10 protein-coding genes are annotated in these 14,266 nt (G+C 34.2%); all 10 read right to left on the bottom strand.

The window, feature by feature from the left end; all coding sequences use genetic code 11:
- Window positions 1–601: 601 nt before the first annotated feature.
- Window positions 602–1,942: a helix-turn-helix domain-containing protein gene (locus H8R91_RS04405; protein WP_186935047.1), complete on the bottom strand. Its 1,341-nt coding sequence runs from the start codon at window positions 1,940–1,942 to the stop codon at window positions 602–604.
- A gap of 109 nt (window positions 1,943–2,051) precedes the next feature.
- Window positions 2,052–3,860, bottom strand: coding sequence for a type IV secretory system conjugative DNA transfer family protein (locus tag H8R91_RS04400; protein WP_186935046.1), 1,809 nt, complete (start codon window positions 3,858–3,860; stop codon window positions 2,052–2,054).
- Entirely contained in the window at window positions 3,850–4,788 is a 939-nt protein-coding gene (locus H8R91_RS04395; protein WP_186935045.1) for a DUF3991 and toprim domain-containing protein, read from the bottom strand. Before H8R91_RS04395 ends, H8R91_RS04400 begins: the two co-directional genes overlap by 11 nt.
- Window positions 4,789–4,800: 12 nt before the next feature.
- Window positions 4,801–8,814 (bottom strand): MobP3 family relaxase, encoded by a 4,014-nt coding sequence (mobP3, locus tag H8R91_RS04390; RefSeq protein ID WP_186935044.1) that lies wholly within the window; start codon window positions 8,812–8,814, stop codon window positions 4,801–4,803.
- An 11-nt stretch (window positions 8,815–8,825) separates the two neighbouring features.
- Window positions 8,826–9,221 (bottom strand): hypothetical protein, encoded by a 396-nt coding sequence (locus H8R91_RS04385; RefSeq protein WP_186935043.1) that lies wholly within the window; start codon window positions 9,219–9,221, stop codon window positions 8,826–8,828.
- On the bottom strand, window positions 9,209–9,676 hold the full coding sequence (locus tag H8R91_RS04380; RefSeq protein WP_186935042.1) for a hypothetical protein: 468 nt from the start codon (window positions 9,674–9,676) through the stop codon (window positions 9,209–9,211). Before H8R91_RS04380 ends, H8R91_RS04385 begins: the two co-directional genes overlap by 13 nt.
- A gap of 11 nt (window positions 9,677–9,687) precedes the next feature.
- Window positions 9,688–10,245 carry a hypothetical protein gene (locus H8R91_RS04375; protein ID WP_186935041.1) on the bottom strand — a complete coding sequence of 186 codons (558 nt, stop codon included), beginning with the start codon at window positions 10,243–10,245 and terminating at the stop codon, window positions 9,688–9,690.
- Between the two features lie 55 nt (window positions 10,246–10,300).
- Window positions 10,301–11,593 carry a CHAP domain-containing protein gene (locus H8R91_RS04370; RefSeq protein WP_186935040.1) on the bottom strand — a complete coding sequence of 431 codons (1,293 nt, stop codon included), beginning with the start codon at window positions 11,591–11,593 and terminating at the stop codon, window positions 10,301–10,303.
- Window positions 11,594–13,996: a VirB4 family type IV secretion system protein gene (locus H8R91_RS04365; protein ID WP_186935039.1), complete on the bottom strand. Its 2,403-nt coding sequence runs from the start codon at window positions 13,994–13,996 to the stop codon at window positions 11,594–11,596.
- 2 nt (window positions 13,997–13,998) lie between these two features.
- Window positions 13,999–14,262 (bottom strand): hypothetical protein, encoded by a 264-nt coding sequence (locus H8R91_RS04360; RefSeq protein WP_186935038.1) that lies wholly within the window; start codon window positions 14,260–14,262, stop codon window positions 13,999–14,001.
- Between the last annotated feature and the right edge of the window lie 4 nt (window positions 14,263–14,266).

Here is a 14,266-nt window from a genome sequence, read left to right as displayed (position 1 = left end):
TGCTGCATTTTTACGAGCAATCGTCTTGTTCTATTTTTTTCTCTGCTTTAGGGGCTTTTGCCGAGCCTGAAAACCTTGCATATTTTAGCTTTTACGCTGTTGCCGTTGAGTATATTTTCTTTTTAACCTGCAATTATTTATCGGTAATTCTGATTTTGAAGTAATCTTTTGAGAAACAGCAGCTTTTCCCTAAGTTCAAGTGTCCCACCGTAGGACACTTGAGGAGGTAAGCTATAACTGTCCCACGGTGGGACACCAAAACAATATTTTGCCACGGAAAGTAGGGTAGTAAAATTTGCAGGATAAAGACTTAATATTGCAAGCAATATTAAGTCGGTCACAAATGTCGGCAGTGCCGACATTTTCGATAACATTAACTTTAATATCATCGACTAAGCCTTTAATATCACTTTTAGATTGCTGTTTTATTTTCATCAGATAAAAGCTGACTTTTTAGTAACATTGATTTTAATATTGCTAAAATTTCAAGACAAAAAGTTGACAAAATGCTGATAGCAGAAAAGAAAAAGCCTTGATTTTTGCGTAAATTCGATTTATTCCCCATAAGAGTGAAATTACATCAGCAGACAATAAAAAACGCTTACAAGTCAAATTTGGCTAAGTTAAACGCAAAGTTTGTAATGTTGTCAAAAAGTAACGCTTTGAGATAATTTGAACAATTACGGATTTCATATTCTTTGCTTGCTTCTTCATAATTCAAAAGTGTATCCGAAATCAAGTCACATAATGAATTAGCTTTTGCAATACCGTGCTTTGTAATGCAGTTGTTAATTGAATAAATAAGTGTACGCTGTGACACAGTAGTTTTATTATAGGTTTGAGATGTGTTGTTGGTTGCCATATCACAAAGTAAATCAACGGCTTTGCAGTATAATCTTGAATATATATCGTTCTCGTAAGCAACATAGCTTTGATATGCATTATAATCTGTCAATTCTTTAATCGATTCAATAATCTTGTCATTGTCAGTTGTAAAAGGTACAGTAAGGTTAATTCTGTCAATGATTAGATTATGATCTGATTTACTGTTATTTATGGTATTGTTATATATGGTATTGTTATAATGTCCGAAATTTTGGGACACGGTATTGTCCGAAGAATTAGGACACGGCAATGTCCTGCTTTTTAGGACACGGTTATTTTCATTGTCCTGTTTTTTAGGACATGGTGAGAGTGCAGATTTTATCGCATTTTTTACATTGTCCGAAAATTTAGGACACGGTTTATTACTTTCTTTTTGCTGTTTCTCTATAACGGTAGGATTAGTGTTAAGTATGTAGTTATTTACACAAAACTTACCGTTTTTACCCTTACGCTTAATTACGGATATATAGCCATAAGCTATAAGTTCATTTAGTGTATTGTAGTATGTCTGCTTGCTTATACCGAGAATTTCCATAGTATAATCTCTTGTGGGAAATACTGTGTTTGATGATTGAGCAAGTGAATAGAATAAAGCAATCATACCACGAGCCTTAACAGATAAACGAGTATCACACATAATTAGTTTTGGCATATTTCCGTAGCCGTATGAATAAATATTATCAAGCGAAAGTGTATGATGTTCTGCAGAAGCAGACGGTGGACAACCTATAGCATTAGGATTACTGCATATGGTGTACACATTTTTATTTAGAAAGCCTTTAGCTTTTGAAATTGAAATATAACTCTTTTCAACAAGCCTGTTCAGATATTTGTAGTAGGTATCCTTGTTCATATTTAGGTCACGAAGTATTGTGCTGCGTTTTGGATAAATTTTACCTGAACCTGCATAAGAAGCTAAGTAGGCATAAATAGCCTTGCTTTGTAAAGGCAGTTCTTTGTCAAGCATAACTTTTTGAGCAAGCATACCAAATCCCTGTGCATATACGCCGTCAATTTCTACTGCGATTTCTATGTCTTTGTTATTTAATTTTTTCATTATAATTCCTCCGTATTTTGAAGCTGCTTGAAACGGACTTTTTTAATTGTTCAAGACCGTGTGAATTAAGCAATTAAAAAAGTCTGCTGCAAGAGCAACAGACTTAGTTTTAAATATATGTTTTTAGTACAGGCTTTTTTTCGTGAGTCTGCACCGGTTCTGAAGATGAGCCTACAGGTGGGTTATATGCCTTTGCTGTAGGATATTTTCTCAATAGAGCCGAAAATAATCTTGTGCGGTCGGCATAGCTTACCTCTCTTATAGTGCTTTTCTTTGCTTTATAGGGTTCTTCGTTAAGTGATAGTCCCCAGTCCTCGCTTTTGAGGAGTTTCATTTGTGCCGGGTGCATACCTGTTTTCATAAGCACCCAGTCACCTTTTTTCATTCTTTTAATTTGCCCCGGTGTCATTAAAGGCTTTTTTGTCATATTGTAAGTAACGGAATTTGCGTTGTTATTGTTTGAAAAGCTGTTTTGCTTTTGCGAAACAGAGCCTGACATTACAGTCTGATTATCAAGCATTTTTGAAAAAGTTTCTGCGTCAGGGGAAGTAGGTGCTATGTAACTGAACATTACATTCTGACAGCTTGATTTTATAACGCTTGCTGTATTCTGATCGTATTTTTGATCAAGCTGCGTTGTAGTTTGTAAAAATGGGCAGCAAATGATACCTCTTGATCTGCCTGCAGAAAACATCTGATCAACTCTCTCTATGGCTGTGTATGTGCCAAATTCATCAAGGTAGTAGTATACTCGATGTGGCAGCTTGTTGTTCTCAAAATGTTCAGAGGCACAAAGTAATTCGTTATAAGTTTGCCTTACAAGTAAGCTTACTAAAAAATTTTTAGTGCTTGATTTTTCATCAACAACAAAGAATATTGCTTGTTTGCCGTTAATAAAGTTTTCAATATCAAGGTCACTGTTAAAGCATATCATTTGTTCCATTTCTGTATCAATGAAGGAAAGCATACGGCTCATTGCTGTTGACATAACGCTTGCAGTAGTCTGAAACGCACCGGAGGCTGTGGCAGACATAAACCATTTTGCTTTATGATTAGTCGGCAGCATTGTATATAATTCAGTCAGATAAGTTGTAGGCATTACTCCTTTTTTATTTACTGTTCGTGGGTCAATTTCAAGGAGCTGTTCAATTATTTTAAAAACTGATACTATGTGCTTTTCTTCGGGTTCACAAAGTTCGGATACAAGTAAGATAACGCCTGTAATAATGCCTTCTGCAGATTCGTAAAAGTATTGATTTTGTCCTGCACTTTTGAAACCGTCCATATGTACGATTGAGTTCGAAAGAACTTTTGCATATGTTTCAGCCCGTGCTTTGTCTGCAAGACTTTTTGTTGATTCATAGCGGTCATTGTATTTATTGACAAGATACATCAGATTGTAACTGTCACTGCGAGTAGGATTTCTTAAATCTATTACATAAGTTTTGTACCCGTAATATTTTTCCAAAACAGGTGCATATGTCTGATGAGCGTCACCTTTTGTATCTGTGACGAAAAAAGGATTGCCAACGGCCGCTAAAAATTCAAGATTAGGATAGACGAAAGAAGATGTTTTACCGCCACCCGGAGCAGATACGGAGAGAGTATGATTATCAGATGTATCAATGTATGCAGATACTTTTTTACCGCTTTTTACTGCACCGAGTATAATGCCCTCAAGCTGTGGCCTGTTTTCGCCATTTCTCCACTTTTCGGGTTCATATGGTATAATAACAAGATTATTATTTAATTCTTGTTTGGTGGCCCATTTTTGGTCACCGAATTGGCCGTCACCGACAGGCTTGCTTTTAATAGAGTTTAAATTTTTGCCGCTTGATGATATAAAGTACGCAGCTATAAGTACAACTAATACGATTATTGAAAATATAATAATTCCGCTTGTTGAGCTACTTCCCATAACTTTGACTCCTTTGTTTTAAAATTTCGTTCCAATCTTTTAGCTTAGGGGTTATTATTTCAGTTTTATATTTGACCTGAAATAATTTTTGTGCTTTTTTAGCAAAGTCTTGTCCGTGATTTTTGCCGTCAGAACTGTTTATATCATTATCTGTACATATATAGATTTTCTTTATATGCGGGTAATCTTTAACACATTTTTTCAAAGCTTCTAAATTCAGTCCTCCTAAAGCTATATAGTTGTATGTGTGCCAGTTTTCGTCAAGCTGATACAAAGTAATAAAACTGAATAAGTCAATAAAAGCTTCAAAAACAAAAAGCACATCAGACAAACCAATGTGCTTAAAGCAGTATATTTTGTTACTTCCGGTAATCTCACCTTTAAAAGATTTAACAGTAAGCGTACCTTTTAATCCGGCATACCTGACTATTCCTTTTTTATCTTTGCCGAGAAATACAATGTTGTGGTTGCTTTTATCTTCATATATAAAACCTTTTTTTACAAAGTATCTGACGACACTGTAATCAATACAGCGTGAATTGCACAGATAAGCATACAAGCGTTTGTTGTTTGTGTTTTTTTGAGGTAAAACCACTCTGTCTTTTTTATGGTAAATATCAGGTTCATTTATAAAATCAACAGGCTTTGAATTGCTTGTAGCTTTGTAATTTCCGTCAAGCAAAGTTATTACTGCTTCTTGAAAACTAAAATCAAAAAATGTCATCAGAAAATTTACTGCCGTACCCGATTCACCTGTAGAATGTCTGTACCAAATATGACCTCGTATTTTTACGCTGTCATGTGTTTCCCACATATATTCTGTACCGCTATGTAAAACTTTTTCTCCTATACTTTCAAGATATTCTTTAATATCTTTATGATGAGCCTGATACAACTCTTCATCTGTAAACGGAATAAATTTTGACATTTTTTAACCTCCTTAATAGTCATAGCTGATTGGATTGTCAGATACAGCGTGACCTAATTGTATTTTTTGTATTTTTTCATCTCTTAGCTGTTTTGAATCAGATGTGTATTTTTGCTTTGCGGCGGCAATTGTTTCTGTATTTATAATTTTGCCCATATGAGCGGCTATAGAGGCAAGATTAAGCACTGTTATTTGCTGTTGCGTGTTAGTTTCTTCAATTTTTTGCTGTGCTTTTATATTTCCGAGTTCAACAGCCTTTTTATACCACAAAAGAGCCTTTTCAATATCTCGTTCGATTCCCAATCCGTATTGATAAAAAGTACCTATTCGCAAAGCTAATTCTGAATCTGTTTGATTGTTATTAAACCGGATAAGATAAGCCGATAATGCTTTTCTAAAATAATTACTTGCAAGCTCATTGTTTTGTAATCCGTATTTTTCGGAGTGATAGATATAACCGAGCTGATAAGCTGCATTTGCATTTTCAAATTTTTCAGCTTCGGAAAACCAATATATAGCTTGATTAATGTTCATATCGGTTCCTAACCCTTTTAAATACATATTACCAAGACGATAAGCAATATAATCATTAGGATTTTGCTTGTAATCTGTTATATAAAGATTTAGAGCATTACTGTAGCATAGCTGAGCTTTTGAAATATCATATAGTCCGTAACTTTCATTTGAATGAATTTTAGCAAGATTGAACCAAGCGTTAGATATATTTCCTTGTGCTGCATATTGAAAATGTTTTATAGCATTTTCAATATCATTGTTTTCAAATGCTATTTTACCTAACTGATAGGCAGCATTTGTATTGCCGAGTTTTTCAGCTTGTGAAAACCAATGTATAGCTTTATTTATGTCAATATCAGTACCTAAACCGTTAAAATACATTTTTCCGAGTCTATAGGCTGTAAAGTCATCAGGATTTTGGGTATAATCTGTTATGTAAAGATTTAAAGCATTACTGTAGCATAGCTGAGCTTTTGAAATATCATATAGTCCGTAACTTTCGTCTGAATATATTTTACCGAGTTTAAACCAAGCGTGAGATATATTTCCTTTTGCTGCTTCTTGAAAATTCTCAACAGCTTTTTCAATTTCTCCCTTTTGAAGAGAAATTTTACCGACTTGATAGTTTGCATAGGAGTTACCGAGTACAGCAGATATTTGATAATAACTGTATGCCTCTTCAATATTCTTTTCGACGCCTTCACCGTTTTCGTATAGCTTTGCAAGCGTGTATGCAGATGAAGCACTACCGTTTAATGTAGCCTTTTTTAGCCAAATTACAGCTTTTTGAATATCTTTCTCAACACCGTAGCCGTTTAGATACATCTTACCAAGTCTGCTTTCAGCTGTAACATTACTGTTTTCTTCTTCTGCTTTCTCATATTCCAAGCAGGCTCTTTTATAATTTTCGTTAGCCTTTTGTTCATCAATGATATTGTATTTTTCGGAAGAGTATATGTAACCAAGCTGATATGCTGCATTTGGATTATCTTGTTTAGCTGCTTTATTGAGCCACTCAATTGCAGAATTAATGTTAATATCTGTGCCTTTTCCTGCAAGATACATATTTGCTATACGCATTTCTGTAAAAGCATTTTGTATATCGTTTTCTTCTTGTTCTATCATACCCTCCAATGCTTTTTTATATAAGCCGTTAATATAGTCTTTTGAAACATTATTAAAATCATCGGCATAATCCTCATACAGCTTTGCAAGGTCATAATTTGCAAGCACAACTGTTTTAGTTGCTTTTGAAAAATAATGCTCTGCCTGCTGTATATCAATATTTACACCCTCACCGGACAAACACATTTTACCAAGTCTGTATGCCGCATATTTATCACCTTTTCTATCTGCTTTTAAGTAATAGTCAAATGCTTTTTCATAATCTTGAGTAAAACCAAGGCCATAATAAAATTGATTGCCAAGGTAGTAGTAAGCATGCGAATAACCGTTTTTTGCAGCAAGACTAAAAACATTACTTGAGCAGCGATAATCCTGTTCAACACCTTCGCCTTTAAGGTACATTCGGCCTAACAGGTATTCAATATATGCTTCATAAGAATCAACTTCACTGTAATAATGCAAATTGTCAGAATCGTTTTCGAGTTCATAAAAGTAATTTCTGTTTTTTAACCCATCTCTGAATTGAATAAAAGCTGTTTTGCAATAGTAGTTGCCAAGTTCTTTATTGATTTCTGTATCTTTAGTACCGTATAAATACATTTGTCCGAGTTTATATGCAGACATACTGTCACCGTAACTGTCCGCAGCAATACCGTACCACATTTGAGCTGCATTATAATCTTTTTCCGTACCTTTTCCGTAGTAATAACAATCCGCAAGTTTTCTGCAAGATTGTGCAGTTCTGGTTTGCAAATCACTTGAATTTTGATACGCTTTTTTAAAATCTATAACTTCCTTTCCTTCATTTCCAAGTATAAATGAGGGAATTTTTTGTAACTCTGTATATTCGTATTCTTCCGGCTTTGTATCATCAATAAAACCGTTATCATCATCTGCTGATTGCGGTTCTGTTTCTGTAGGAGCTGTAATATTCGGTGGGTGAGAAATCGTAATATCATCAGTTGCAGTTATAAATGTTCCGCTTTGATTCATAGATTTTGCACATTCTAAGATATAATTCTTGATAGATGTAAATTTATCAATTTTGGAAATGTCAGGCTTTACAAATTCTTTTTTTGAATAGTATTTACTCAAACTGTAGCTTTCATCACACCACTTATCATAAAGATTTGACAGTTGGTTGTTATTGCTTACAAGTGTGGTTAGAATATCATCTACAAGTTTTTTCTTGTCAGGTGAAGAAAAGCCGTAAGTATTTCTTCCTTTGCTGAAATCTTTGCTTGAAAGGGTCAACATTTGATTAACTAAGTATTTTAAAGTTTCATCGGAAATATATTGATTAGGTTCGGAAAGCAGATTATTTAGTAAAGCTTTACTCTGACTGATTAGCTCGTTTAGGTATTTGTCTTTATTAATATATATTTCCTGTCGTTCATCTTTGAAAATTTCATTAACAAACTCTGATTTTAAATTCTTAATATTTTTCTTAGACAAAAAGCCTTCTTTTGGGTCTGTTGAGTAAACAAATAAATGTACATGCGGGTGATGACCTGTATTGTGCATAGCAGCATACCATTGCAGATTATTAATGTTTATACCGTGAGCTTCTGCGATAAGATCAACTTTAGACATTATTAAATCTTTCCATTGCTTTTGACAGTCATAACCGAGCCTGTCAGCGTCCTCTCGTCTGAGCGAGAGAATGTCAGTCCATATGTTTCCGTCATGAGTTGATATTTCTTCTGCAACTCTGTCAAGATCTACATCAGGGTATGATGAAAATAAACCGTGCTCACCGACTTTATAAGCACCCGGTCTTTTAGCTGCATATTCTATCAAATTTCCTGCTTCGTTGAACAGTAATTCTTCCGCAAGTCTTGATATAAGGTCAGAAGCATTTGACATAGTCGGATTATTAATATAATCGGTGTATTCCAACGGTTTATCCTCATCATCTTTATAATTTAATTGTTCAAGAAATTCTTTAATAGTTTCTTTTTGTTTCTTTGTTGCAGGTCGATTTTTAACATCATAAAACTGTGCCAATCTGATAGCTTCATTTACTATGTTTTGTTCCGATAGATTTAATGAAGTATTTTCAGAAAGCTTATTTGCCAAATGCAGCATTAAACTTGAAGCATTCGCTCTTGTAGGATTAGCTTCATAAGCTTTGTATTCTTCACACTCTGCACTAAGACCTTTTTCTGTATAGAGATTAAGTAAATCTTTAACAGATACTTTTTGCTTAAAAGTAATCGGTAAATCATCTGCCATATCAATGTTTTTGTCAACGGTTTCCCTTGTACCGCAATACCGTACAAGATTTGCTGCATGCTCACCGCTTAAGGCGTGATCGCTTAGCTTTTCTCCGGGTTTGGCTATATGAAAGTAACGGGAGTTTAAAATAAACCTTGTGCCAACCATAATAGCCTCCGTTATGTTTGAGCTTCATATGCTGATATAATACCTTTGCTTGCCTTAACATCTTCTACAGCTTTTCTACGCATTTTATCATATGAGTCTTTGTCAAGTTCCATCATACTTGCAACGATACGAGTAAGCACATTAATTTCAACAGCTTCTTTGAATTGCAATTTTGAGGTTCTGTTTGAAGCATTGTTTATCATACCTTCAATTTTTTGTCCTACGATAGAGCATAGATAATCTTGCGTAATTTCAGATGTTTTATAGCCAAAGTAAAAATCAACAGCTGATTCAATTATCTTATTTCTGCTTGTTTTGCCGTCATCAAGTTTCTTTAAACTCTCAATTTTATTTATCGTTGATAAAGGCAATTGAACGCTTATCTGCTGTTTGTTTACTGATTGCATACGCTATTCTCCTTTAAAACTTCATTACGCTTATTAATTAAAAGTGTAAGGTATTCATCTGAACAAAGATAGTTATAATACTGCTCAATTGCTATTTGCATTACAAATCCTCTTGAAATATAAAGCTCTCTTTTAAGAAACATCAGCATTCTATAACTCTTTTTGGTAATATAAAGACTTTTTTGCTTTTTAGGAATTATATCAAATTTTTCTCTTTCTTCTCGAAAAATACTTTTTATTTTTTCGGGATCTTCAAGATATTTTTGGTATAAATATTCGACAGAAGCGTTATAAACGAAAGAAAGAGTGTTTGAATTAAGAATATTTTTGGCTTTAACAGCAGTTTCGTCTATTACTTTTGATGTAAGATAAAAGCAAGAACCTAATAATTTATTATCAGGTATATTATCATTGGTTAAAGTTAATTTGTTAAAAAATCTATCTGACTGTATCATAAAATCACCTCTTAAAAGATTTTCTCGACTGAACGAATTTTACATATATTATCGTAATATCCCATATTGAAATTGTATGTTACATTTGAGTTTGACACTTCATCGTTGTATATGATTGTCTGACTGCAAATAGCCATAACATTAAACGAACCGTTATCCTCATAGTCAGAAACATACAATTGTACCAAGCCTGTAGCTTGCTCATAATTATCATCGTATGTGCTGTGACCTATTGTTGTTTGTAATTGATTATAATAATCATCTGATAAGTAATCCTTGAGCTGAGAAATATTATTACTTTGTGAACCGGAGTAGGAGAGGTAAAGCTGACAATATTTATCAATGACATCTTTGACTTCAATATTAAACAGTCTGTCATATTTGAGCTTTTCACTTTCCAATTCCTCAATCCTTTGCTGCAAATTTTCTGTGTTCATAGTTGTGGTTTTAACTGTAACAGGAGCAGTAGTCGATTCTGTTTTATTAGTATCATCTTTCAAACCACACCCTGTTACAATAACTGTTATTGCAGAAATAACGACCGTTGCTATAATAAATTTCTTTTTCATTTTTCTTCCTTTCATATACCAAAGTAGCAACAAGTGTCCCACCGTGGGACACTTGTTAGCTGAAATCCGTGTCAGATAAGCCTTTTAGGTAGTCATATGTCCATTTTCGTCTTGTTTCATAGCTGTAGTTGCTGTCACTCCAAGCCCTTTTAGAAGAATAAACAGAATCAAAAGTTGCGTTAGATACACCGTATAAAACACCGTTATGACCGTTGCCGTAAACATTTTTATCAAACGAACCTGTGCCAAATTGATTTAATATATCTGCACAGTAAACGATAGCTCGCTTATCATTGATATTATTTTCCTGACAAATTGCGATATATTCTTCCGCATTTTCTGTTGATGTTTGATTTTGTGCTTCTATGCCTGCATTTGTAAGCAGCATTGCTTTAATACATGAGCAAGTATAGCTGTCAGGGACATAACTTGACCAATCGCTTCCGTTTGTTATAGCGGCAATAACTTTCCTACCGGTATTTGAGTAAGATAAAGCTACTCGGTTAATTTCTGCATTGCTTATACTGTATGCTTTACGCAAGAGTGATAATGCGTTATTACCGTGCCAACCGTATGCACCTACTGACAGAGCACCGTTATCATTAGCTGTAACTGAACCGAAATCACTGTTATCAAGTTCGCTGTAAAATATACCTACTTCATTGTGAGTAATAACATTTCTTGTTACATTTGCAAGCCCTTTTTCAATTGCTGACCCAACCGCTCCATAGCAAGCTATGCTGTCATCGTTTAATTGTAATGTGTATTTATTTACATAACTTACAGTTGCCCAGTTGGAGGTTTGGCCATTGTACTCATTGCCGGCAATTACTGTAACAGAATTATCTTTTACTTCAACAACTATGCCTATATGATCTACATTACCGGTTGCTTTATAATGGCTTCTGCCACCGTAATCGAAGAAAATTAAGTTGCCGACTTGCGGTGTATAGTTATCGGCACTTTTTAATTTTCCAAGCTCTTTTAGGTTGTTTGTCCACATAATAGTTCCCGGTGCAAAGCCAAAATCTTTTGTTTCATAGCCTGATTCCTGAATACAGTAACCGACAAAATAACAGCACCAATCTGTCACAGAAGATTTAAAATATGAGCAATAGCGTTCACCTTGACAGGATAAATTTTGACTGCCTGGAGTGTGAGTTTGCCAAAAGCTGTACTCTTCTTTTGCTTTTTCTGCAATTGGTGCTGCATTTTGTTGTGTAGATTCATATGTAAACATCAACAGAAATAAAACGGCGGCTATAACACCTATGACTATTCCTATAATTGTATTTCTTGCTTTCTTGTTATTAATGATAAGCAAAAAATACTTAACTGCTGTAGTCATTTATTTACCACCTGCTGTGCCGAATAACTCTTTTTTGTATTCCGGTGCAATAATTTGTAAGTAGTAGCGTTCATTACCGCAGCAGTACAAGCAATGACCTCTTTTACTTATTTGTATAAGCTCCCATTCTTCATCAAGCATATTAGTTATAGCTTTGTACTCCTTAATATTGACAGTGCCGGGATAGAAGAGAAAACGGTGAGTAGGTATTGAGAAGAACGGCTTTGTATATTCAACAACCCCCGGAATCATTAAATCCTCAATATTTTGTGAAGCGATAACGAGGTTACTGTTTTTCTTTCTGCCACGCTTAACAAATGATCGCAGATACATAATTACAATTAAACTTTTAATTACCTCGTGCAGCTCATCAACAATTACAACCGTATTGCCTTCCGTCAAAAATTTATTATTCATAAACGAAAGAATATTGAAATACATTGCATTTTTTAAGTTTTCGTTTGTGTTTAATAAATTCTTTACATCAAAATTTATGTGGTCTGCATTCGGAATGTTTGTATAACCATTAAAGAATGTAGAGTCTGTACCGATACATATTGAACGAATACAAAGTGCAAGATTACGGAGAGTATCTTTTGTAAAAAGCATTTCTTTTCCGTTGATTTTTGAAACTTCATCATAAATATTAAGCTGTCTTTCAACTTCTTTGAACAAATCTGAAAGTATAGGATAATCAACATTTGTAAGCTTGTTCAAATCGGTACGGTCTGTAATATGAAATTTTTTGTACAGTTCTTCAAGCATTATTTCAAGAGTATCAAGTTCAGCTGTTGTAATAGCAGGATTATATGTTTTAAAGAAATCTTTGAGAAATGCTATATGTTGAGAAATAATTGTTTTATGCTTAAACGCAACAGGTTCATCATCAGTATAGCTGTCATCAAGAGGATCATTCAAAAGGCGAGGCTGCATTACATTTATAAAATACTTGCCTGACAGCATATCAATGTTTGTGCCGCCGAGTCCGTTAGTTACATCTATACATTCTTTGTCAGAATCCATACTGTAAACTTTTTTCTGCTGTTGTCGGAAAAGACATATAAGCAATTTTATAAGGAATGACTTACCTTCACCGGAGTTACCGAAAATTGCTATATGACCGTTGGTTTTATCGGTATCTCTATGGTCAATATCGGCAAGAATATTGCCACCGTGAACAGCTCTGCCAAAGAACAATCCTTTTGGATCTGTTTTGCCTGAGTACGAAAAAGGGAAGAGGTTAGCCACTGAGCTTGCAGGCAATACTCTTGCAAATTCTTTGTCAAACATATCGAGGCCAAAAGGCGCTACAGAAGCAAAGCCGTCACGCTGCTGCATATACAATTCATCATATTTTATGTGATTTTTGTTGAGCGTTGAACAAACTTTTGTTTGCATATCTCTTAGTTCTTTAAGAGAATTAGCTATTACTTCTACATAAACAGAGCAATGTATAAACTCTTCTTTTGTTCGGTGCGATTCTTTGAGTATTTTTTCTATGTCTAAAATATTTTCCTTGCTGTCTATTGACTTAGACATAGTTTTTGCCTCTGCAATATCGCCCATATTTTTTCGTTCTGCTTTTTCAAAGATTTTTTCTTGCTCTGACGGTGTAACTCTTTCATTATATATATGTAATGTTACACCGCCCATTTCACCGATTTCAGAAAGTATTGCAGTTTGTTCCGTTTCGGTTTTATATCTTCTGATAGCAAAAACTTTTCTGTATGTATTACCTACTATGTAATATCGCCTGTGCTTAAAATCCATTATAGACGGTGCAATTATATCTACAAAGCTTTTAAGACTTTCGTATTTGGGCAATCCGTACTGCTCACCGTCCCAATCGGTCAATTCCTCGTCATACGAAGTATGCTCAAGATAAATTGACAACATCTTTTTAATATCTTTTTTCTCTGCAAGCTGTACATTGAAATTTTGCTCGGCGCATAGCTGCAATGCGTGATTTACAAGCTGTCTGCTGTCCTGCTGAGAAGTTCTTAAAATAATAAAAAATGATCTGCTTGTTGACATAGCAGATTTTATATTATTCATATATTCAATGTCTTTGATGTCAAGAGCTGCAATGGCTGCGTTATTTTCTTTGCTTTTCAGATTTTCGAGATGCCTTATGTTATTTTCATAGTTTTGTGAATTATTAAGACACAAAATTTCAGATTTAGGCAGTTCAGAAATGATATTTGTAAGTGAGTCAATAATACCAAGTCTTATGGGCTTTGAGAGAACAGTAATGTTTTTTGGCTTAACTTCAAGAAAATATTTTTCCTCATTGCGTGTAGTAAGAATATGATCTTCTTTAATCTCAGCTATTTCAAAGAAATTCTGCACTCTTGTATTATTGTTCTTAATTGCTTTGTTAAGTTTGCGATCTTTTTTTGACAAGTTTATCGCCTCCATTTCAAAATAAGTACATCAGTAAACAAGAACCTTATGAACAGCACAAATAATCTGATTACTGAATAATCCACAAAGCGGGCAGACAAAAATGCGTATGCAGGCAGAAAAGCTATAAAAAACCAAATATGTAATGATAAAAACATTATTATTGAAAAAGCAAATATACTTACCATTACAAACAGATCTGTTATAGTCCAATATTTATATAGCTTTACTGCCGTAAGATTATCGGGATAGTAAAATTTTCTCATTTTT

This window comes from Ruminococcus intestinalis (genome assembly GCF_014288065.1).
Classification (GTDB): Bacteria; Bacillota; Clostridia; order Oscillospirales; family Acutalibacteraceae; genus Ruminococcoides; species Ruminococcoides intestinale_A.
Note: the sequence above shows the minus strand (reverse complement) of the source record. Positions and strands in the feature narration are given on the sequence as shown.